The sequence below is a fragment of the Pilimelia anulata genome (assembly GCF_014647895.1).
GTDB lineage: Bacteria > Actinomycetota > Actinomycetes > Mycobacteriales > Micromonosporaceae > Pilimelia > Pilimelia anulata.
This window is the reverse complement of the sequence record NZ_BMQB01000010.1, coordinates 66,979-88,058: the sequence shown is the minus strand read 5'-3', so window position 1 is coordinate 88,058 and position 21,080 is coordinate 66,979. Positions and strand designations below refer to the sequence as shown.

Annotated in this window: 21 protein-coding genes; 7 read left to right on the top strand and 14 right to left on the bottom strand. The window is 77.4% G+C overall.

Features of this window, described 5'->3' with window-relative positions; translation table 11 throughout:
- Positions 1 to 7 precede the first annotated feature (7 nt).
- Entirely contained in the window at positions 8 to 826 is an 819-nt protein-coding gene (locus IEY94_RS19495) for a tyrosinase family protein (RefSeq protein WP_189171677.1), read from the bottom strand.
- A gap of 36 nt (positions 827 to 862) precedes the next feature.
- Positions 863 to 1,312, bottom strand: coding sequence for a tyrosinase family oxidase copper chaperone (locus IEY94_RS19490; RefSeq protein ID WP_189171676.1), 450 nt, complete (start codon positions 1,310 to 1,312; stop codon positions 863 to 865).
- A 435-nt stretch (positions 1,313 to 1,747) separates the two neighbouring features.
- On the opposite strand from IEY94_RS19490, the gene IEY94_RS19485 reads away from it, so the two are divergent.
- The gene (locus IEY94_RS19485) at positions 1,748 to 2,650 is read left to right on the top strand and encodes a coenzyme F420-0:L-glutamate ligase (protein WP_189171675.1); all 903 of its coding nucleotides are present in this window, start codon (positions 1,748 to 1,750) and stop codon (positions 2,648 to 2,650) included.
- Here IEY94_RS19485 and surE read toward each other — a convergent pair.
- From surE to IEY94_RS19465, 4 genes are all read right to left on the bottom strand, one after another.
- Entirely contained in the window at positions 2,598 to 3,413 is an 816-nt protein-coding gene (gene surE, locus IEY94_RS19480) for a 5'/3'-nucleotidase SurE (protein ID WP_189171674.1), read from the bottom strand. The two genes, IEY94_RS19485 and surE, sit on opposite strands and share 53 nt — an antisense overlap.
- On the bottom strand, positions 3,414 to 4,331 hold the full coding sequence (locus IEY94_RS19475) for a PfkB family carbohydrate kinase (RefSeq protein ID WP_189171673.1): 918 nt from the start codon (positions 4,329 to 4,331) through the stop codon (positions 3,414 to 3,416).
- Positions 4,332 to 4,359: 28 nt separating this feature from the next.
- On the bottom strand, positions 4,360 to 5,085 hold the full coding sequence (locus IEY94_RS19470; RefSeq protein ID WP_189171672.1) for an SGNH/GDSL hydrolase family protein: 726 nt from the start codon (positions 5,083 to 5,085) through the stop codon (positions 4,360 to 4,362).
- Positions 5,086 to 5,161: 76 nt separating this feature from the next.
- Positions 5,162 to 5,770 carry a TetR/AcrR family transcriptional regulator gene (locus IEY94_RS19465; RefSeq protein ID WP_229784266.1) on the bottom strand — a complete coding sequence of 203 codons (609 nt, stop codon included), beginning with the start codon at positions 5,768 to 5,770 and terminating at the stop codon, positions 5,162 to 5,164.
- A gap of 93 nt (positions 5,771 to 5,863) precedes the next feature.
- On the opposite strand from IEY94_RS19465, the gene IEY94_RS19460 reads away from it, so the two are divergent.
- The gene (locus IEY94_RS19460) at positions 5,864 to 7,030 is read left to right on the top strand and encodes an FAD-dependent monooxygenase (protein ID WP_189171671.1); all 1,167 of its coding nucleotides are present in this window, start codon (positions 5,864 to 5,866) and stop codon (positions 7,028 to 7,030) included.
- Between the two features lie 17 nt (positions 7,031 to 7,047).
- Here IEY94_RS19460 and IEY94_RS19455 read toward each other — a convergent pair whose 3' ends face one another.
- The 4 genes from IEY94_RS19455 to IEY94_RS19440 form a co-directional block, all read right to left on the bottom strand.
- Positions 7,048 to 8,124 carry a hypothetical protein gene (locus tag IEY94_RS19455; protein ID WP_189171670.1) on the bottom strand — a complete coding sequence of 359 codons (1,077 nt, stop codon included), beginning with the start codon at positions 8,122 to 8,124 and terminating at the stop codon, positions 7,048 to 7,050.
- 147 nt (positions 8,125 to 8,271) lie between these two features.
- Entirely contained in the window at positions 8,272 to 9,348 is a 1,077-nt protein-coding gene (locus IEY94_RS19450) for a mannose-1-phosphate guanylyltransferase (protein ID WP_189171669.1), read from the bottom strand.
- A gap of 102 nt (positions 9,349 to 9,450) precedes the next feature.
- Positions 9,451 to 10,596 (bottom strand): glycosyltransferase family 4 protein, encoded by a 1,146-nt coding sequence (locus tag IEY94_RS19445; RefSeq protein ID WP_189171668.1) that lies wholly within the window; start codon positions 10,594 to 10,596, stop codon positions 9,451 to 9,453.
- A gap of 198 nt (positions 10,597 to 10,794) precedes the next feature.
- Positions 10,795 to 12,939, bottom strand: a complete 2,145-nt coding sequence (locus IEY94_RS19440; RefSeq protein WP_189171667.1) for an N-acetylmuramoyl-L-alanine amidase — start codon at positions 12,937 to 12,939, stop codon at positions 10,795 to 10,797.
- A 60-nt stretch (positions 12,940 to 12,999) separates the two neighbouring features.
- Here IEY94_RS19440 and IEY94_RS19435 point away from each other — a divergent pair, with 60 nt between their 5' ends.
- The 3 genes from IEY94_RS19435 to IEY94_RS24040 all read left to right on the top strand — a co-directional run bounded on the left by IEY94_RS19435 (position 13,000) and on the right by IEY94_RS24040 (position 16,741).
- Complete coding sequence (locus IEY94_RS19435; protein ID WP_189171666.1) at positions 13,000 to 13,707, top strand: TIGR03089 family protein; 708 nt, start codon at positions 13,000 to 13,002, stop codon at positions 13,705 to 13,707.
- A gap of 69 nt (positions 13,708 to 13,776) precedes the next feature.
- Positions 13,777 to 15,441, top strand: a complete 1,665-nt coding sequence (locus tag IEY94_RS19430) for a hypothetical protein (RefSeq protein WP_189171665.1) — start codon at positions 13,777 to 13,779, stop codon at positions 15,439 to 15,441.
- Between the two features lie 244 nt (positions 15,442 to 15,685).
- Positions 15,686 to 16,741: a polysaccharide deacetylase family protein gene (locus tag IEY94_RS24040; RefSeq protein WP_268244860.1), complete on the top strand. Its 1,056-nt coding sequence runs from the start codon at positions 15,686 to 15,688 to the stop codon at positions 16,739 to 16,741.
- On the opposite strand, the gene IEY94_RS19420 is transcribed toward IEY94_RS24040, so the two are convergent.
- The 4 genes from IEY94_RS19420 to IEY94_RS19405 are packed head-to-tail and all read right to left on the bottom strand — an operon-like array spanning position 16,719 to position 18,357.
- Positions 16,719 to 16,985 carry a DUF4235 domain-containing protein gene (locus tag IEY94_RS19420; protein ID WP_373291328.1) on the bottom strand — a complete coding sequence of 89 codons (267 nt, stop codon included), beginning with the start codon at positions 16,983 to 16,985 and terminating at the stop codon, positions 16,719 to 16,721. The genes IEY94_RS24040 and IEY94_RS19420 overlap by 23 nt on opposite strands.
- A gap of 2 nt (positions 16,986 to 16,987) precedes the next feature.
- Positions 16,988 to 17,284, bottom strand: a complete 297-nt coding sequence (locus IEY94_RS19415; protein WP_189171664.1) for a DUF3618 domain-containing protein — start codon at positions 17,282 to 17,284, stop codon at positions 16,988 to 16,990.
- Positions 17,281 to 17,706: a phage holin family protein gene (locus IEY94_RS19410; RefSeq protein ID WP_189171663.1), complete on the bottom strand. Its 426-nt coding sequence runs from the start codon at positions 17,704 to 17,706 to the stop codon at positions 17,281 to 17,283. Before IEY94_RS19410 ends, IEY94_RS19415 begins: the two co-directional genes overlap by 4 nt.
- Before the next feature lie 60 nt (positions 17,707 to 17,766).
- Positions 17,767 to 18,357, bottom strand: coding sequence for a hemerythrin domain-containing protein (locus tag IEY94_RS19405; protein ID WP_189171662.1), 591 nt, complete (start codon positions 18,355 to 18,357; stop codon positions 17,767 to 17,769).
- A 390-nt stretch (positions 18,358 to 18,747) separates the two neighbouring features.
- Here IEY94_RS19405 and IEY94_RS24035 point away from each other — a divergent pair, with 390 nt between their 5' ends.
- Together IEY94_RS24035 and IEY94_RS19395 are read left to right on the top strand one after the other, a co-directional pair.
- Positions 18,748 to 20,253 carry a GEVED domain-containing protein gene (locus IEY94_RS24035; RefSeq protein WP_189171661.1) on the top strand — a complete coding sequence of 502 codons (1,506 nt, stop codon included), beginning with the start codon at positions 18,748 to 18,750 and terminating at the stop codon, positions 20,251 to 20,253.
- Between the two features lie 21 nt (positions 20,254 to 20,274).
- Positions 20,275 to 21,036 (top strand): bestrophin-like domain, encoded by a 762-nt coding sequence (locus tag IEY94_RS19395; protein ID WP_189171660.1) that lies wholly within the window; start codon positions 20,275 to 20,277, stop codon positions 21,034 to 21,036.
- Positions 21,037 to 21,080: the final 44 nt, after the last annotated feature.

Sequence of the window (21,080 nt, the reverse complement as noted above, 5' to 3'; positions counted from 1 at the left end):
CGTTCGATCAGGCGTACGTGTACGTCGGCCGGTGGTCGAGCACCGTCGTCGGCGTGACGCCGCTGAACGGCTGCATCACGTCGTTGACGTCGACGACCCCGGAGGTGCCGCCGCCCGGCAGGTACCGGTTGGTGCCCCAGCCCCACTGCGTCTGCCACAGCGACCACAGCCGGTCGATGTTGGCGTGGTGCAGCCAGAACACCGGGTCGTTCGGCGAGTCCTGCTGGGCCATGTGGCCGCCCACCCAGACGTGCACCGAGTTGTGGATGTTGGGGCTCACCCAGCCCTCCATGCGATTGCGCATGCCGGTGGTGCTGGAGGAGTTCCACGGCGAGGCGTCGTACGTCGACAGCCCCTGCACCTGGCTCACCTGCGCCGACGTCGGCAGCGAGCCGCCGATCGCCCGGCGCAGCGAGGTGGAGCTGGTGCTGCTGACGTTGATCCGCCAGTTGGTCGCGCCGGCGAACGGGCCGGTGGTCACCGGGCCGTTGCCGCCGGAGCCGTTGCCGCCCATGAAGTCGGCCGTGAACGGCGCGGCGGTCGCCGACCGGTCCACGGTCCAGTCCCAGTACGGCAGGTCGACGGCCGGGTTGTGCGCCTTGAGGGCGTTCTCGAACTCGATCAGGTACTGCCGGTGCCACGGCAGGAACGACGGCGACTGGTGCGCGTACCGGATGCCGCCGACGACGGCGAAGTACTGCATGTGCGTGGTGACGAACCAGTCGTAGTTTTTGCCGCCCGACTGCGCCTTCAGCGCCTTCACGGCGTTGACGAACGCGGTCTTCTCGGCCGCGGTGAGGTTGCGCTGATTCTTACGGATGCCCACGATGAGCTGCCTTTCCGGTTGAGAGAAGGGGTCGGGTCAGCGGTGGTCGTGGTCGTCGCCGGCCAGGTCGGTCAGCTCGGCGTCGCCGAGGGTGTCGACCGCCTTCTCGGCCAGCTTCAGCAGCCCGTCCTTCTTGTCCTTCTCGTCGAGCGGGAACGGCTCGTAGTGGGTCAGCGTGCTCAGCAGCGCGAGCTGGGTCTCCTTGGAGTCCGGGCCCACCGGGACCTCGATGACCATGATCCCGAGCTTCTTGCCGTTGATCGTGAGCTTGTGCTTCTTGTTGGCCTTGTCGTGCAGGCCCTTGATCTTCTTGCCCTTGTAGGTCTTGTCGAAGTCACGCGGGTCGTCGGCCGCCGCGGCAGCGGCGCCCCCCGGCTGCTCGCCGGTGGCGCCGAACGCCACCTGCGACACCCCGACCACCGCCGTGGCGGTGACGGCCGTTGCCATGCCGTACCGCAGCAGATCCCGGCGCTGCACATTGCTCATGAAGTGTTCTCCCCTGGTGTGCGTTGCGGGTCCGTGCGCCGCGCCGCTGTGGGTGTGGCGGTGCGACAGACGGCGACGACCGCGCGGTGTCACCGCGCGGTCGCCGATTGCGGGCAACCTAGCAATGCCGGTTTCCCGGCAACAATGGGATGGTCAGCGTCGGGGACGACCCGAACCGGCAGCTTTCGCTCGGTTGATCGGCGACGGGCGATGGGTCGGTCGCCGCGATGCTGGTCGCCGCTCACCCCGATCGGGTACGCCAGTTCCCGTGCGTACGCAACCACTCACTATCCGAACGGACCGGCATGTCACCCGGTTCGGGCGTTCACCGCACAGTGGGCAAAGCTCACCCTCCTGTATGGAGACCTTCATCACTCGATCAGCGCGCGCGTCATACCCCCCGCACCGACCCGCGTCGGCGGCATCATGACGGGCATGAGCCTGCGGATCATCCCGGTACCGGGCATCGGCGAGGTGCGCCCCGGCGCCGACCTCGCCGCGCTCGTGCACGCCGCCGCCCCGGACCTGGCCGACGGCGACGTCGTCGTCGTGACCAGCAAGATCGTGTCCAAGGCGGAGGGCCGGCTGGTCCCGGTACCGGCGGCGGGGCCCGCGCGCGAGGCGGCCCGGGCGGCGGCGCTGCGGGCCGAGTCGGTCGGCGTGGTCGCCGCGCGCGGGGCGACCCGGATCGTCCGGACCCGGCACGGCTTCGTGCTCAACGGCGCCGGCATCGACGCCTCCAACGTGCCGCCGGGCGTGCTCGCGCTGCTGCCGGTCGACCCCGACGCCTCGGCCCGGGCGCTGCGCACGGCGCTGCGCGAGCGGTACGGCAGGCGGGTCGCGGTGATCGTCTCGGACACGGCCGGGCGGGCCTGGCGGATCGGCCAGACCGACCTCGCGCTCGGCTGCGCGGGGCTGCCGCCGCTGCGCGACCACCGCGGGACGGTCGACCCGTACGGGAACCCGCTGACCGTCACGCAGATCGCCGTGGCCGACGAGCTGGCCGCCGCGGCCGAGCTGGTCAAGGGCAAGACCGCGGGGGTGCCGGTGGTGCTGGTGCGCGGGTACCCGCTCACCGGCGCGGAGCCGGACGGCCCCGGCGTGGCCGCGCTGCTGCGGCCGGCGGCCGAGGACATGTTCGGCGAGGGCGCGGCCGAGGCGTACGCCCGCGGCCTCGCCGACGGCCGCGCCGCCGCGGACGACGCCGCCCGCGCGGGAACCCCCGCCGGGGCGCGCGGACCCGCGGGCGCCGCCGGGGACCGGCCGGCCGCGGACGGTGGCGGGGTCAGGGCAGGGGGAACGGGGGCGGGAGCGTCGCCGCCGGGTGCAGCGCCGTGACCGTCGCGTAGCCCGCGCCGAGCAGCGCCAGGTCCGTGCCGGGGACCGGCGCCGAGGTGGTCTCCTCGACCGTCGTGCGCACGAACCCCTCCCCCGCCTCCGCGATCGACATCTGCACCTGGCCGAAGTCGGCCAGCTCCGCCCAGCGCACGCCGGCGATCGCCGGCCGGTCCGGGACGTTCAGGTTCAGCACCGTGCCCGGCGGCAGCGCGGCCAGCCGCGGCAGCAGCGCGACGGCGTGCTCGGCGGCCGGCGCCCACTGCCGGGTGGCATCGTCGACGGCGTGCGCGGCGTCCAGCCGGGCGCCGCCGGTGGTGGCGTCGCCGAGGTCCCGCGGGTCGACCGCCGGGCCGAGGATGTCCAGCGACACCGCGAGCCCGCGGGCCCCGCCGCGGGCGCCGCTGAACGCCGCGCCGACCGTACCGGAGTAGAGGACGGCGTGGCCGGCGTTGGCGCCGCGGTTGATCCCGGAGAGCACGACGTCCGGCGGCGCGCCGAACGTGCCCAGGCCGCCGAGCAGCGCGATGTACGCGGGCGAGGCGTCCACGGCGTACGCGGACACGCCCGGCGCCGCCGCCAGCTCGCGGCGGTGCAGCCGGAGCTGCCCGTTGTCGGCGACCGCGTACAGCGCCGCGCTGGCGCCGCTGGCCTCGCCGACCGGTGCCGCGACGACCACGTCCGGGTGCCGGGCGGCGACGGCGGCGGCGAGCGCGGCCAGGCCGGGCGCGTCGATCCCGTCGTCGTTGGTGATGAGCACGCGCATCTACAGCCTCCGCATCTCCACCCGGTCGGCGATCTCGGCGATGAGGTCGGTATGCCCGGTGCCGAGGCCATGCCGGGTGACGTTGACGGCGCCGGCCGCGGCGCCGGTGCGCACGGCGTCGACCAGGTCGGCGCCGCGGGCGAGCCGGGCCGCGGCGGCGGCGGTCATCGAGTCGCCGGCGCCGCGGTGCTCGGCGACCTCCAGGGACGGCAGCGCGATCTCGTACGCGGCCCCGTCCAGCAGCGCCAGCGCCGGCTCGGCCGCGCGACTGATGATCACGGCGGCCGCGCCCTCGGCGGCGAGCGCGTGCAGCGCGTCGACCAGTTCGGCCCGGTCCGCGGAGCCGACCCGGCCAGCGGCGCGCAGCTCCTCGTGCGAGACCTTGACCAGCGAGACCCCGCCGGCCAGGACCGCGGTCAGGTGCTCGCCGGTCAGGTCGGCGACGACCCGGGCGCCGTTGCCGGTGAGGTCGGCGGCCAGCCGCCGGTACGCCTCGGGCGCGACCAGCGCCGGGTCGGGCGTGCCGCTGAGGATGCTGACGTTCGCCCGCAGGCCCTCGGCGAGCGCGAGGCCGTACAGCTCGTCCAGCTCGTGCCGGGTCAGCGCCGGGCCGTGCGACGCGGCCACCTCGGTGCGCTGGCCGGTGCGGCGGTCGTGCACGTACCAGCCGCTGCTCGCCTCGCGCTCCACCGAGCGCAGGGTGAGGCCCTCGTCGGCGAGCAGGTGGTGCAGCACGTCGCCGGTCTCGCCGCCGAGCGCGGCGCACAGCGTGACGGGGACGCCGAGGGTGGCGACCATGCGGGCGTTCCACACGCCCTGGCCGCCGGCGTGCAGGTGCAGTTCGTCGGTGGCGCCGGGGCATTCGATGGTGGCGGTCAGCAGCGGTACGGGGGCGAAGACCATTACGTGTCCGGTCATGGTGCGCACTTACCCGACGGCGCGGGCGCTACGCCCGGTCGGCCAGCGCCGGGGCCATCGCCTCGGCCCACCGGGCCGCCATCCGGGCGTACCCGTGGTCGTTGGGGTGCAGGGCGTCGTGCAGGTCCGCCCGCGGGTCGAGCGCGGTCATGTCGGCGACGGCGCCGTCGTACTGGCGGGCGAGCAGCGTGATCCGGTTGTTGTACCAGGTGATCCGCCGCTGGACGGTGCGCTCGGTGGCCGGCGCCAGCCGGGCCAGGACGACGGTGGTGCGCGGCCGGTTGGCCCGGATCTCGCCGACGAGCGCGGCGAGCCGCTCGGCGACGGTGTCCAGCCGGTCGTTGCGGCGCAGGTCGTTGGTGCCGACGTGGACGAGGACGATGTCCGGGCGGTGCTCGGCCATGAGCCGCGGCACCTGCTCGCGGAGCTGGTCGACGCGCCAGCCGGGGTACCCGGCGAGGTCGGGGTCCGGGCCGGTGCCGTGCCGCAGCGGGCCGACGAAGTCGACGTGGTGCCCGGCGGCGGTGAGCCGCTCGTACAGCGGGCCGCGCCAGCCGTCGCCGCCGCGGCTGCCGGTCCCCCAGGTGAGCGAGTCGCCCATCGGCATGATCCGCAGCGGACCGTGCGCGGCGGCGGTGACGCCGACCGGGGTGAGCGGGCGCCAGGGCAGCGCCGCGGCCAGCCCGATGAGGGCCAGGTACGCGAACGGCCGCGGTCGGAGCCGGAGTCGTTGCTTCGCTGTGTGCCTGCCCACGGTCCACCTTCCGTCCGTCCGGATGCCACGGGCGGATTACCCCATTAGAGGCGTTTAACACCCAGTGGGGATGGTGTTATCGGGAAGGGCCCGGTACCGGCGAATCGGTGGTCAACCGGACGAGCAGCTCGCGGAAGCGCGACCGCACCTCGTCCGGCCCGGGCGGCCGGGCATGCCCCGCGCCGGCGATCGAGTCCAGGACCAGCCCCTCCATCCAGTGCACGAGCAGCTCGCCGTGCCGCTCCGGCGCGGGCGAGCCGAGCGCGGCGAGCACGCCGGCGATCGGGGCGCGCAGCCGGGCGCCGGCCGCGTCGTACCGGGCCCGCAGCTCCGGCCGCCGGGTCGCCTCCAGCGCCAGCTCCCACCGGGCGAGCACCCGGCTGCGCCCGGCGGTGAGCTGGTGGTGGACGAACCGGGCGCCGAGCGCGGCGACGTCGTCCAGCGACGCCGGTACGGGCGGGCCGCCGGCCATGCCGGCGTCGCGCAGGTCCAGCGCGACCAGCCGGTCCAGGACGAGGTCGAGCAGCGCGGCCCGGGTGCGGGCGTAGTACGAGGTCGACCCGGTCGGCAGGCCGGCGGCGGTGTCGACCGCGCGGTGGGTGAGGCCGCGCAGCCCGTGCGCCGCGATCACCTCGATCGCGGCGTCGCCGATCCGGGCGGGGCGGGGGGTGTCCGGTGATGCCACTCACACATCGTAGGCCGACCCTCTACGCCCGTAGAGATCCGACCCTCTACAGGCGTAGAGTCGGGCCCATCGGCGGTACGGAAGGGGATGGCCATGGGAAGCGCGATCGTCATCGGCGCGGGGATCGGCGGGCTCAGCGCGGCGGTCGGCCTGCACCGGGCCGGCTGGGACGTCCGGGTGCTGGAACGGGCGCCGGAGATCCGCGCCCTCGGCGCCGGCATCGGGCTCTGGCCGAACGCCCAGCGGGCGCTCGCCACCCTCGGCCTCGGCGACGCCGTCGCCGCCATCGCCCGCCCGCAGCGGCACGGCGGCATCCGCACCCCCGACGGGCGCTGGCTCGCCCGCTGGGACGGCCGGTACCTCCAGGAGCGGATGAACGGCGCGCTCATCGCCGTCGCCCGGCCGCAGTTGCACGAGATCCTGCGCGGCGCGCTCCCGGCGGGGGCGCTGGTCACCGGCGCCGAGGTGCGCGGGATCACCCCCGACGGTGCCGTCGACACCGACGCCGACGTGCCGCCGGCCGACCTGATCGTCGCCGCCGACGGCATCCACAGCCGGTGCCGCGCGGCGCTGTTCCCGGCGCACCCCGGTCCGGTGTACGGCGGGGTCACCGCGTGGCTGGGCATCTGCCCGCCGATCGCCGGGCTGGCCCCGTCGACGTCCTGGGGCGCGGGCGAGGAGGTCGGACTGATCCCGCTGGTCGACGACCGGACCTACTGGTACACCGCCGTCCGCTCCCCCGCCGGCGTGCGGCACGCCGACGAGCGGGCGTACCTGCTGGACCGGTTCGGCTCCTGGCACGCCGACGTCGGCCGGGCCATCGCCGCCACGCCCGCGGAGTCGATCATCCACCTGGACCTGCGCCACCTGGCCACGCCGCTGCCGACGTACGTGGCCGGGCGGGTGGCGCTGCTGGGCGACGCGGCGCACGCGACGCTGCCCTACCTCGGGCAGGGCGCGGCGCAGGCGATCGAGGACGCGGCGACGCTGGCCTGGGCCGTGCGCACGCACGCGGACCTGCCGACGGCGCTGCGCCGGTACGACGAGGTGCGCCGGCCGCGCAGCCAGGCGGTCGCCCGGGCGACGGTGCGGACGGGGGCGCTCGGTCCGTACGTGCGGCATCCGGTCGCGGTCGCGGTGCGCAACGCGCTGGTCCGGCTGACGCCGCACCGGCTGGCGACGCGCGGGATGATCGCCCTGAGCGACTGGTCCCTCCCGGACGGCACCGGGCGGGAGGTGTCGGCGGCGGTCGCCCGGTAGCCCCGGCGGCGCCCGCGTCAGTCGTCGATCAGCAGGGCGATGCGGTGGTCCTCGTCGGTGACGTAGTACCGGACGCCGTCGGACTCGGCCAGCCCCTCGACGTGGTGCAGCGGCGCCAGGTCGGCCACCAGCTCCCCCGGCACGGCCGCGCAGCGCACCGCCGGCCGCGGCCCGTCGGCGTCCGCCGGTTCGGCCGGGCTCGGCAGCGCGAAGCGGACGTGCCGGCAGTGCACCTCGCCGCCGTCCGGGTGGTCGTCCAGCACCGCCGAACTCTTGTCCAGGGCGTCGATCGAGCCGACCACCGCGTCGTACCCGCCGCCCGGCCGGTCGACCAGCGCCCGGAAGCCGGTGAGCCGCCCCGGCGGCGTGATGCCGGTGACCGTGTACACGCCGACCGCGCGCGGCCAGCGCGCCGGCTCCTCGAACATCCCCTCGACGTCGGCCAGCTCGACCACGATCGGCGCGCCGTCGGCCGCCACCGGGTACCGCAGGCCGAACAGCAGCGTGCCGTGCGGCGTCCAGGCGGCGGCCTCGACGTTCAGCGGCCAGTCGCCCGGGTCCAGCCGGGACACCCAGCTCTTGCCCTTGGCCAGCCCGCGCCGGATGGTCTCGATGATGAACCGCTCGCGCACGCCCCGGCCCGGCGGCAGCAGGTCGAGGTCCGCGGCGCGCAGGGCGTCGTTGAGCACGCGGTGCAGGCGGAACTTGTTGCGCACCACGTGCAGCTGCGGCCCGTCCGCGGCGGCGTCGTCCTCGCGGAACCGGGCGATGAACGCCCGCCGCGCCCGCAGCGGCCCGCGCTTGGAGCCGAAGTGCGAGCCGACGACGTACACCCAGCCGGCGCGGTGGGCGAGCGCCTCGCCGTCCTCGGTCCGGCCGCTCTCGGCGCCGCCGTCGACGGCCCGGTGGTGGGCGACCCACTCCCCGCCGGTGCGCTGGACCAGCAGCGCCAGGCACTCCTCGACCGGGCCCTCGTCCAGCACCGTCCAGAATGCCCGCTGGGCGCCGTGCGCCGCGAGCAGTCCGGGCGACCGGACGGTGAGCAGATCACTGGCCTCGTTCCCGCCGGCGCTCAGCGCGACCTCGCTCCGCATGCCAGCACCCTACCCACCGCCGGCGACATTGCCCGGGCCCCGTTCGCGTACGGCCGCACCCGGCCCCGGTCGGCACGGCCGCGGAGGGGCAGCCGACCCCGCCCGCGCCGCCGCCCACCGACGCCGGTCGGCGCGGCCCCGTGCGGGTCAGCGCAGGAGTTGGCGGGTGGGGGTGTCCAGGGCGTCGACCAGGCGCTTGACGTCCTGGGCGCGGTCGCGCGGGCAGACCAGCAGCGCGTCCGGGGTGTCCACCACCACCAGGTCCCGGACGCCGACCGCCGCGACCAGCCGCCCGGACTGCGCCACGACGACGGTGTCCGCGCAGTCGTCCAGCAGCGCCTCGCCGGGGCCGAGGGTGACGTTGCCGGCGTGGTCGCCGGGCAGCACCGCGCCGAGGGTGTGGAAGTCGCCGACGTCGTTCCAGCCGAAGTCGCCGGGGACGGTCGCCACCAGCCCGGCCGCCGCGGCGCCCTCCATCACGGCGTAGTCGACGGAGATCCGGCGCAGCGTCGGCCACACCTCGCCGAGCACCGCGTCCTGCGCCGGGGTGCCCCAGGAGTCGGCGATCCGGTCCAGGCCGGCGTGCAGGTCGGGGCACTGGCGGGCCAGCTCGTCCAGGAAGGTGCGCACCCGCCAGACGAACATGCTGGCGTTCCACAGGTGGTTGCCCGACTTCACGTACCGCTCGGCGGTGGCCGCGTCCGGCTTCTCCTTGAACTCGGCGACCGCGCGGGCGGTGCCGGCGGCGGCGCCGAGCTGGAGGTACCCGTACCCGGTCTCGGGCCTGGTCGGCGTGATGCCCACCGTCATCAGGTGCCCGGCCCGGGCGCCCTCGACGGCGCGGCCGATCACCCGGTGGAACTCCGCGACGTCCGCGATCAGGTGGTCGGCGGCGAACGCGCCCATCACGGCGTCCGGGTCGCGGCGGGCGATCAGCGCGGCGGCCAGGCCGATCGCGGCGCAGGAGTCGCGCGGCGACGGCTCGACCAGCACGTTGCCGGCGGGCAGCGCGGGGAGCTGCCGGGCCACCGCGGCGGCGTGGGCGGCGCCGGTGACCACGTACGTCCGGTCGGCGCCGGCCAGCGGGGCCAGCCGGTCGGCGGTGGCCTGGAGCAGCGAGGCCGGGGTGCCGGTGAGCGGGTGGAGGAACTTCGGGTGCCCGGCGCGCGAGAGCGGCCACAGCCGCGTACCGCTGCCGCCGGCCGGGATGACCGCGTAAAGCATGGTGCCCATAATGCCCCATCTGCCGGAAGGCGCCGCGCCCGCCCGCGGACCGCCGTCGATCGGCGCCCGCCACCTGCGCCCGGACCCCAGCGGGGGCAGCGGTCAGTTCAGGGCGCGGCGCCAGGCGGTCAGGTGCACGTCCGCGCTCGATCCCCAGGTGAACTCCGCCGCCCGGGCCAGCCCCGCCCCGGCGAGCTGCTCCCGCCGCGGCGCGTCGTCGAGCAGCGCGGCCAGGTCGGTGGCGATCTGGTCGGGCTCCTCCCCGGTGTACGCGACGGCCTCGCCGCCGACCTCCGGCAGCGACAGCCGCGGCGTGGTCAGCACCGGCGCGCGGCAGGCCATCGCCTCCAGCACCGGCAGGCCGAAGCCCTCGCCGTGCGACGGGTACGCGGCCACCAGCGCGCCGCCGAGGAAGCCCGGCAGGTCCGCGTACCGCAGGTAGCCCGGCCGCAGCAGCCGCAGGTGCTCCGGGACCTCGGCCACCGCCAGGTCGATCTCGTCGTCGTGGCCGGTGCCGCCGGCCACGACCAGGGCCGGCGGGTCGGGCCGCTCGACGACCGCGCGGGCCCAGCCGCGGATCAGGTTCGGCACGTTCTTGCGCGGCTCCTTCGCCCCGAGGAACGCCACGTACGCCTGCCCGCCCAGCCCCAGCCGCGCCCGAACCCGGGCCTTCTCCGCGTCGGACGGCGGGTGGAACGCGGTCGCGTCGACCCCGTGGTACGCCACGTCGATCCGGGTCGGGTCGGCGTCCAGCAGCCGGATCAGCTCGTCCCGGGTGGCCTTGCTCGGCACGATCACCCGGGCGGCCCGGCGCAGCGAGGTCTTGATCGCGCTGCGGAAGAACGCCCGCCGCGACTTGTCGTAGTGCTCCGGCTCGGTGAAGAACGTCGCGTCGTGCACGGTCACCGTCACCGGGCAGCCCGCGCGCAGCGGGCAGGTGTAGAACGGCGAGTGCAGCAGCTCGGCGCCGACCTGCTGGGCCAGCAGCGGCAGGCCCGTCTGCTCCCAGGCCAGCCGGGCCGGGCGGTGCGCGACGGCCGCCGGGGCGCCGATCACCCGGGCGTCCGGGACGACCCGCAGGTACCGCTCGACGTCGGTGCGCTGGGCCACGACCGTGAGGCTCACCGCGTCCGGGTCGAGCGCGCCGAGGGCGCCGAGCAGGCCGTCCACGTACCGGCCGACGCCGCCTCGGTCGGCCGGGACACTCGTGGCGTCGACGAGAACGCGGGGCGGTTGGCCAGGGGTCACGGGGCGGCTCCTGCTGACGTACGGGCGGGTGTCGGGGCGGGCCGGGGCCCGCGCCGGCGGGGTGCTCGGTCCGGGTGATGCGCGGGTGGGGCGTGCGAAACGTCACACCCGCACACCCAGGTTACGCCCCCGTACGTCGACCGATGCGACCCCGATGGCGCCCGGCCGCCGGGTTTCCCCGCGGGCTTCGCCGGCCGTTCACACCAGCGCCAGGGGAATGTCGTGCCGGCGCCCGTACGGCCACGAGAATCGATTCCGGTATTGGAATCGGGCCGCCCCCGCGTGCACGCCCCAGGACAGCGGGTCGGCGATGAGGTCGCCGTTGTACTGCCCCCACAGCGGGGTGTCGCCGGCCGGCAGGACCAGCTCGCGGGCCGGCGTGACCCGCAGCTTCACCCGATCGGTGGCCGGCGTCCAGGCGCCGAAGTCGACCCGGCCGTCGCCGTTGTAGTCGGCCGGCGCCGGCCGGTCGCCGACCGTGCCGAAGGCCACCCCGGCGCCCCGGGCGACGTACCAGGTGCGGCTGCCCGGCCGGAACACCGCCAGGTCGGCCCGCCCGTCGCCGGTGTAGTCGGCGGGTACCGGCACGTCGTCGGCGGCGCCGCCCCAGCGGACCGGCGCGGCGCCGACCCGGCGCCACATCCCGGTGCGCGGCGCGAACACCATCGGCTCGGTGACCCCGTCGCCGTTGACGTCGGCCGGCGCCGGGAGCTGGCCGACCCCGCCGAGGATCACCCGGCGCAGCGTGCGGCTGCGGCTCTGCCAGATCAGCCAGGTCCGGGTGGCCGGCTTGTACACCGCCAGGTCGGTGGTGCCGTCGCCGTCGTAGTCGGCCGGTACCGGCGTGTACCCCACCGCCCCGCGGACCAGCGGACCGGTGATCCCGCGGACGAACCACTCGCCGGTCGACGGCCGGAACACGCTCACCCGGGCCCGGGTGCGCAGCGGGTTCGCCCAGACGCCCATGATCGACGCGGTCCGGGTGCGGATCGCCGGCAGCGCGGCCACCCCGCGGTTGCCGGGGCACTCGGTCTTGTTCGTCTGCCGGTGCGGGAAGATCCGCGGGACGGTGATCGCGGTGCCCGGCGGCCAGCGCGAGGAGAAGCCCCCGCCGACGAGGCGGACCCGGCCGCGCGGGTCGAAGTTCGGACCGATCGTGAATTTCCACGCCAGGTACTGCGAGATCGACTCGATGACCGGGCGGCCGACGGCGACGCTGCTGAACGTACCGATCATGGAGACGCCCTCGACGTACGAGTTGAAGCCGCCCGTGTGGCCGCCGATCACCGACGCCGCCAGGCCGCCGGTGCGGCCCTCCCAGAGCCGGCCGAACCGGTCCACGAGCACGTTGTACCCGATGTCGCCCCAGCCGCGGCTGACCGCGTGGAAGTGGTAGATCGAGCGCAGGATCGCCGGTACCTGGCCGGGGGTGTAGCCGTTGGCGGTCGCGGTGTGGTGGATGGCGCCGGCCCTGACGGCGGGGAGCAGCTCGGGCGTCCAGCTCATCTTGCGCGGGTCGGCGCCCCAGGCGGAGCGCCGCCGGACGGTCGGCATGGGCACGCGCGGCCGCAGGTACGGCGCCACCTGCGTCGCAACAAGCCGCAACCCACGCCCGTCCCGCCGGCCCGCCGCGAGGTCACCGGCGGCCGTACCGCCAGCGGCGGCGGGGATGGTGGGCGGGAGGGGGTCGGGGGTGGTTGCTGCCGCGTCGGCGGCGCGGCGGCCCGGGTCGATCAGGTCGACCGTGACGTCGCGGGGGGTCACCGGGCCGAGGGCGGTCACCGCCAGTTCCACGCCCGTCGACGGTCCCCACCACTGCATCTCCGCGCCGTCGCGCACCGCCGCGCCGCCGCCGTCGCGGCCCGCCTCGCCGGTGGCGACGCTGCGCCAGCCCGTCCAGCCGCCGGCCCGCCGCACCCGGGCGGCGACCGACACCGTCGCCGGGGCGCCCGCGCGCCAGGTGACGCCGAGCGCGGCGAACCCCGCGGTCCGGTCGCGGCGCACCGTCAGGGTCCGCGGCGCGGCCGCGGTGCCGGCGGGCGGCTCGGCCTCGGGGCTGAGCCGCGCGCCGGGCGGCAGCGTCCGCAGGCTGCGCGCGCCGGCCGCGGGCCGGGCGAAGTCGCCCAGCGCGAGCCGGACGGCGCCGGCCGGGCGGTCCGGCGCGGCGGGCGTGCCCTCGGGCGTGCGGACCATGCCGTACCGCGGGGTCGCCGGCGCCCCGAGCCCCGCCACGACGCCGGCGCCGAGCAGCGCGGTCGGGACCATCGTCCAGACGGCGATCCGGTGGCCGGCGGCGCGCGGCCGGGCCGGCTCGCTCCATCGGTAAGGTCGCTTCGTCCGCATCCGGTTCCCCCACACCCCTGGACAGCGGTGAACGGGCCACACTCTACGACGGGTTTTGCGATGAAAAGTCCTGAATCAGTAGATTTACTCTTCGGCCGGGTCCTCGCCGGGGACCCGGCGCTGCCCGTCCTGACCTGGTACGACGACGCCACCGGCGAGCGGGTCGAGCTGTCCGGGACCACGCTGGACAATTGGCGCGCAAAAACCGCGAACCTGCTCGTCGACGAGTGCGGCCTCGGCGCCGGCGACCGCGCGGCCGTGGCGCTGCCCCCACATTGGCAAACCGCCGCCGTCCTGCTGGGCTGCTGGTCGGCTGGCCTGGCCGTGGGCGGCCCGGGCGCGGACGTGATCTTCGGTACGCCCGCCACCGCCCCGGACGCCGAGCCGGCCGCCCCGGACCGGTACGTCCTCGGCCTGGCGCCGCTCGGCCTGCCGATGCGGGCGGTCCCCGCCGGACTCACCGACTACGTCGCCGCGGTACGGCAGCAGGGCGACCACTTCGCCGGCCCGCCGGTCGACCCCGCGGCGCCCGCGCTGGACGGCGCCGACCACGCCGCGACCTGCGCCGCAGCCCGCGAGCGGGCCGCCGCGCTGGGCATCGCCGCGGGGGCCCGGGTCCTGGTCGACGCGGCCCGGTACCCGGACCCCCGGGACTGGCTGCTCGCCCCCCTCGCCGCCGGCGCGAGCGTGGTGCTGTGCGCCGGACCGGTGGCCGACGACGGCGGCCGGCGGGCGGCCGCGGAGCGGGTCACGCATCGACTCCCGTGAGCGGCGGGAATGTGCGGGTACTGCGATCGGGATGCCGCGGGTGACCGGGCAGCGGTACGGTGTCGCCTCATGCGACATCTGAAGAACCCGCTGATCGGCCTCGGGGCCGCGCTGGGGATCTGGCTGCTGGTCGCGGTCGCGCAGCGCTGGTCGGTCGGGACGCTCGACCGCTGGCAGCGGATGCCCGACTTCCACACCGCCCACCTGCTCGGCCCGACCGCCCTCCTGCTGCTCGCCGCGGTCGGGGCCGCGGTGCTGGCGCTGCCGCGGATACCGGTCGCCATCCCGCTGACCGCCGGCGCGCTGCTGCTGCCGGCCAATGTGGCGCTGTTCATCTCGCCGTTCGCCGTGCAGCGCGCGCTGGGGGCGATCACGGTGGACGGTACGGTCGTCCCGATGGCGATGCCGGTCAACAACGGCACCCTGCTCATCGTCGCCATCGGCCTGCTGGCCAGCGTGGCCCGACCCGCCCGCTGGCGCCGCCCCGAGCCCGCCGCCGCGACCGACGACGCGGCGGCCACCCCGGCCGACCCCGCGACCGCGCCCGACCGGACCGCCGCGCCCGGCGGGCTGCGGGTCGTGCCCGGCGGTCGCCCCGCCGGGGACGCGCCGGAGCGCGCCGGGGCCGCCGCGGGCCGCTCGCTCGGGGCCGACCTGGCCGCGCTCGGCGCCGGCTCGCGCGCCGGGGCCACGGCGGCGCTCGGCGCGCGGACGGCCGACGCGCTGCCCACCCGCGACGCGCGCGGACGCTCCACCCGGGACGCCGCCACCGCCGGCCGGCCCGGCGCCGACACCCGCCCGGCCCACGCGCTCGACGCCCGCCCCGCCCCCGGGACCGACGCCGGGTCCGTACCCGGTGCCGATTCCCGTACCGGGCGCGGTGCCGACGGGCGCCCGGACGGTCCGGGCTCCCCGCTGGACAGTCCGGCCGGGACGATCGGGACCGTGTTCGATCCGGACGCCACCGACCCCGACCAGCTCACCCTGCCGGCCCGCCGGTCCAGCCGGGCGGCCGACCGGCAGCGGGCCGACCGGGCGGCCGACGGCGGCCGGCGCGGGCGCCGGTCCGAGGCGGGTGGCGACGACGTACCGGCGTGGTCCCGGCTGGGCGCCCGGCTCACCGCGGCGCTGCGCGACGGCGACCCCGCGGCCGCCCGGCCGCGCCGCGGCCGGCGCCGCGCCGAGCCGGACCCGGCCGACGCCGCGCCGCCGCTGCCCCGCCGCGGCGACCGCCCGGAGCAGCCGGGCGCGGCCCCGCACCCGGCGCCGCACAGCGAGTCGGCCGCACCCGGCCGCCCGGAGCGCGGCGGCCGGCGCGGCCCGGACCCCGCGATCCCGCCGGGCGCGACGCCGACCTCCCGCCCGACGGCCGGTCGGCCGCCCCGGCCCGCGCCCCGACCGGGCGCCGAACCGCCGGCCGAGCGACGACCCGCCGCCGAACAGCGGACCGCGGCCGAACAGCGACCCGCCGCCGAACAGCGGACCGCGGCCGAGCGCCCGGCGGCGCGGGCGGAGCGGTCCGGCCGGGGCGGCGGGCGGGGCGCGGCCGGCGGCCCGCCACAGTGGCCGGACGCGCCGCCGCCGGAGTCCCCGTCGGCCTGGCTGACCGACCCGCTGCCGGCGGAGTTCGACCCGTTCGCCGACCCGCATCCGACGTCGCCGCACGGCGTGCTCTCCTCGGACCGCCCGCACCACCTCCCGCCGCGCCCCCGGGCCCCGCTCGACGACGCCTGAGGCCCGGGACGGGCGGGGACGGGAGCGGATCCGGCGCCTCCGGGGCAGCCGTGGGCGGCGTCAGAGCCGGGCGGGCCCGGGTGTGCCCGTGCGGCCGGACGCAGGTGGCAGGGGCCCGGCAACGTGCGCACCGGGAACCCGACCGCGGTACCCCGGACCGCGGTCGGCGCTCGCATGGGTGACGGCCGATGCGCCGGCGGTGTGCGGGCCGCGCCCCGGCGCCGCGCGGGCTACCCTGGCCGGCGTGTGCGGACGGGTGCGCCGGGCGGCGCTGTCGATGGTGGTCGGTGCGGCGCTGGTCGCGACCGGCGGGTGCGCCCGCGGCTCGACCGGCGCGGAGTCCGGCAGCGGCCGGCTGATCCCCGCCCGGTCCGGCGGGCCGGCGCCGACGTCGGCCGCCCCGGCGCCCACGGAGCCGGCGGGCCCGCGGCCGGCGCCGACGGCCCGGCCGACCGGCGCGGCGGGCCGCGCCCCGGCGCCGGGGCCGCGGCCGACCCGGGCCATCCCGCCGCACACCGCGCCCGGCCTGGTCGCCGAGTGGGCGATGGTGGACGCGCTGGCGGGCCGCCGCCCGGCCGTGACGGCGCCGGGCCCGGCGGGGGCGTGGCGGGGTACGGGGGGACGGGCGGTCGCGCTGACCTTCGACGACGGGCCGGACCCGGTGAACACCCCGCGCCTGCTGGACGTGCTGCGCCGCAACCGGGTCCGGGCGACGTTCTGCCTGGTCGGCAGCCGGGTGGTCCAGCACCCGGCGGTGGTGGCGCGGATCGCCGCCGAGGGGCACACCCTGTGCAACCACTCGTGGCAGCACAAGCAGACGCTGTTCCGGGAGAGCGACGACGCGATCCGGGCCGACCTGCACCGGACGAGCACCGCGATCCGCCGGGCGGCACCGGGGGCGCCGGTGCGCTGGTTCCGGGCGCCGTACGGCAACTTCAACCCCAACGTCAACCGGGTCGCCGAGCGGCTCGGGATGACCCCGATCTTCTGGGACGTGGACGACCAGAGCTACGCCAGCGGCACGTACGGGACCGGGGCGGGGATGGTCGCGCACATGGTCCGGCTGGTCCGCGAGGGCGTGCGGCCGGGGTCGATCGTGCTGAGCCACGACATGCTGAAGCCGTGGACGGTCACGGCGTACGAACGGCTGCTCCCGCGGCTGCGGCACCGCTTCCGGCTGGCCGCGCTGCCGGACGACGGCGGCCGCCCGGACCGGGACGGGCCGCGCGGCCGCGGGGACGGGCCGCGCGGCCGGGCCGGCGAGCGCGAGCGGCGGGTCAGTCCGGCCAGCGGCCGGTGAGCCGGCGGACGCTGACGGCGCCGCCGCGGTCGACCGCGGCCTTCACCACCGCGAACACCGCGCCCTGGAGCGCGGCGGCGGCCAGGACCGAGCCCCAGCCGTAGTTCTCGTCCCGGGCGTCGGGCGGGGTCGGCTCGCCGGCGACGAGCTTCCACACCTGCTTGACCAGGATGCCGGAGAGCAGGCCGGCGCCCGCGCCGGCCGCGATCCCGACGGGCTTGTACGCCCACTTCTGCCAGGCCACATTCACCACCCCCGCCGCTTGACGAGGACCCCGACCAGGGCGGCGGCGGCCGCGCCCGCGGGGATGAGCCACCAGTACCGGCGCAGCCCGGCGGCCGGGGCCGCCGGGTCGGTGCCGTCGCCGAACGTGGCGGCGACGCGGTCGGTCAGCTCCCGGCGCTTGGTCCGGACGGCGGCGCCCAGCCGGGTCCGGACGTCGGCCTTGGCGGCCAGCGCCCGGGCCGTCTCGCCCAGCTCGGCCCGGGTCCGGTCGATCTCGGCGCGCAGCTCCGCGGCGGTGGGCGCCGCGGCGCGGGTCACGGGTGCCCCTTGAACGCGTCGGTGACGGTGTCGATGTCGGCCCGGACGCCGGCCAGCACGCCGGTGGGCACCGGCGGCGCCGCCCGGCGGAGCTGTGCCCGGCCGATCAGCAAGGCCACGCCGGCGAGCAGCAGCAGCGCGCCGCCGACGATGAGCGCGGCGAGCCAGGCGGGCAGACCGGCGGCGACCAGCCCGAAGGTGGCGGCCGTGCACAGGCCCGCGACGCCGTACAGCGCCAGCACGCCGGCGCCGGCGAACAGGCCCGCGCCGAGCCCGGCGCGCTTGCCCTTCTCGGCCAGTTCCAGCTTGGCGAGCGCGAGTTCGTCACGAACGAGCGTGCTCACCTGTTCGGTGGCCCGCTGGATCAGGCTGGCGGTGGACTCGGGGTCGAGCCGCCGCTCGGTGTCGGCGAGCAGTGCCATCGGGTGCTCCCTTCCGCTTTCGTCCCCACCATTCCCCCCGGGCGGTTCGGTAAACAGGCCCTAGATGTCGTCGGGGTGGGTGCGCCGGCCGCTCATCGCGTCCCGGAGCCGGTCGACCATGCCCAGGCCGGGGGCGAAGAGCATGTTCCAGGGCGGGGTGTCCGGGGCGGCCGGGTGCGGGCGGGTGGGCGCGCTGCCCATCGCCATCTCGGCCATGCCGGCCAGCCGCTGCAGGGTGGTCTCGCTGCAGGCGCCGCGCAGGGCCGGGAACAGCATCGCCTCCTCGTCCCGGATGTGGTGCCGGATCAGGCCGATGAGCTGCCGGGACAGCGCGATGTACCGGGGGTCCTCCGGGTCCAGCGCCTCCAGGGTCTTCATGAGCTGCTCGGCCTCGGCGTGGTCGGCCAGCTCGCGGTCGGCGATGGCGTCGCCGTCGTCGAGGACCTCGCGGACGGTCGGGTACAGGTACTCCTCCTCGGCGACCGCGTGCCGGACCAGCCCGGCGATCGCCACGTCCATCAGGTCGCGCTGCTCGGCGGGGCTGGCCTCCGGCGACTCGATCCGGCGGAACAGCACCTCGGCGTCGTGGTGGTCCGACAGCAGGACGTCGATGAGATCCTTGTCCGCCAGCCGGCGGTGCTGCGTGGTCATCGGGGCTCCTCTCGTCGGGCATGCGACTCGTCGAGGGCATGCGGTACGCGGCGGGGCATGTCGTCTGGCTACCCGCGCGGCGGCGGCGCACGCCTCCCGGGGGCGGGTGACGCCCATTGCGGCGGACGCACTTCGTCCCCTAGCGTCGTTTTTGTGCCCCGGACACGCGGAATGGTCCGTCGGGGCGTGGTAGCGCTGGCTGCGGGCGTGCTCGCGGTGGGCCCCCCGCCCCCGGCACCGGCCGCGGCCACCCCGCCACCCGCCGCGCCCGCCACCGCGCCGACCGCCGCGCCCGTCGGGCCGGCGGGCGCGACCGGACGGGCCGAGCCCAGCGAATCCACGGGACCGGGCGGGTCGGGGTCGGGTGAGTGTCGGGCGCGGTACCTGCTCGTGCGGGACCGGCGGCTCGCGCGGGTGACCGAGCCCGGCCGGCCCGAGGCCGTCGCCACGCTGCCGCGCCGGGTCAACGCCCTCGGGTACGCGGCGGACCAGCGGCTGCTGTACGGCCTCACCCAGCCCCCCGGCCCCGTCCGCGTGGTGATCATGGACACCGCCGGCCGGCTGCGCGGCAGCGCCCGGCCGCCGGCCGGGATCGCCCGGGCGTACGCCGCGGCCGTGGTCGGCGGGCGCTGGGTGCTCACCGCGAACGACGGGGCGATGTGGAGCGTGGACATCCGGCCGGGCAGCCGCGCGTACCTGCGGGCCGCCCGGATCCCGATGACCGCCCGCCCGGACCTCGGCGACTGGGACGCCGTCGGCGGCGGCGCGCTGGTCGGGGTGGCGCCCGGCCGCGGTTCGGCCCGGCTGGTGCGGGTGGGCCCGACCGGCGTGGTGACCGTCCTCGCGCGGCTGCCGGGGGCGCTGCCGGCGCGCGGCTCGTACGGGGCGGCGGCGGTCGACGGCGACACGCTGTACGTCACCCACCACGCCTCGGGCGGGCACTTCGCCGTCCCGCTGCGCGACCCGGCGGCGGCCCGGCGGGTCGGCGCCGACGCGCCGGCGGCGGGCAGCGACGCGGCCGCCTGCCCGCCGCGGTACGACTTCGGGGACGCGCCGCCGCCGTACCCGAGCCGCGCCGGGTCGGACGGCCCGCGGCACCGGCTGCTGGCGGGCCCGGCGCCGCGGCTCGGCGCGGCGGTCGACGCCGAGCCGGACGCCCGCCCGACCGACACCGACGACGCCCGCCCGACCACCCCCGCGGCGGAGTTGGACGCGCTCGCGCCCGCCATCACCGTCCCCGTCACCCCGGACGGGCCCGCCACGCTCGCCGGGTGGCTGGACACCGACGGCGACGGGCGGTTCGACCGCCGGGCCACCGCCGCCGTCCCGCCCGGCGCCGCCGCCGCCACGCTGCGCTGGGACCGCCCGGTCAGCGGGGCCCGGGCCTGGCTGCGCCTGCGCCTGTACGCCGACACGGTCCCCGACCCGGCACCCACCGGCGCGGTCGAGCGCGGCGAGGTCGAGGACCACCACCTCCCGGTCCGCCACCCCCCGCCCACCACGTCGGCCCCGACCACCCCGCCACCCACGACACCCCCACCCACCACCCCGCCACCACCGCCCACGACACCGCCCCCGACGACACCCCCGCCCACGACACCGGCAGCCCCGACGCCAGCGGCCACGACACCACCGCCGCCGTCAGCGCCGCCACCCCCACCCACGACAGCGGCACCGATACCGGCAGCGAGGACCACTCCCCCGGCACCCCGCCGCACACCCCCGCCCACCCCGCGCCCGACCACCCCACCCCCGCCCCGGTACGCCGGGGAGCCGCCCCCGGCCGCACCCCCCGCGCCGACCCGGCGGCTGCCGCTGACCTGGACGTTCTTCGCCGGATTGATCGTGCCCGCCGTCGTCGCCGCCGCCCGGGTGGCGGGGCGGCCGGGGCGCTGACGACGACCCACGGGAGGCAACATGTCCGCCACGACCGCCGGGTTCCTGGTGGTGCTCGGCGCCGCCGCGCTCTCGGCCGCCGGGTTCGTCCTGGTGTCCCGGTACGTGCCCGACCGCTGGCTGATCGCCGACGCCGACGCGGCGAGCGCGCTGTACGCGACGATCGGCATGGTGTACGCGATCCTCATCGCCATCGCCGCCATCGCGATCTGGGAGCCGCGCACCGCCGCCGACGCCGCGAGCAAGCGGGAGGCCGCCGACCTGATCGACGCGCACTGGGAGGCCCGGCACCTGAACCCGAACGACGTGGACGAGGTGCAGACGCTGGCCCGGGCGTACCTGGCCGAGGTGGTGCACGAGGAGTGGGCGACGCTGCGCCGGGACCGGGCGGCGCACCCGCGGGCGGAGCAGGCGTTCGTGGCGCTGCGGCTGCGGGCCGAGGACGCGCTGGTGGACAAGGAGCCGTACGCCGACGCCCGGGAGGCCGTGCTGGCGAAGCTGGCCGACGCGGCGGCCGCCCGGCGGGACCGGATCGCCGCGGCGGGCGAGGGGCTGCCCGGTCCACTGTGGCTGATCCTGCTGCTGGGCAGCCTGGTGAGCGTGGCGTTCCTGTACCTGTTCGGGCTGGACCGGACGTTCCCGAACGGCCTGATGATGGCCACGGTCGGGGCGATGCTCGCGGTGCTGCTGTTCGTGCTGTACCAGGTGGAGTACCCGTTCAGCCGGGGGCTCGCGGTGACCCCGGACGCGTTCCGCACCGCGCTGGCGGAGGTTTCGCCGTGACCCGGTCGGGGGAGGCCGGACGGGCGCCATGCCCCGGGCGACCG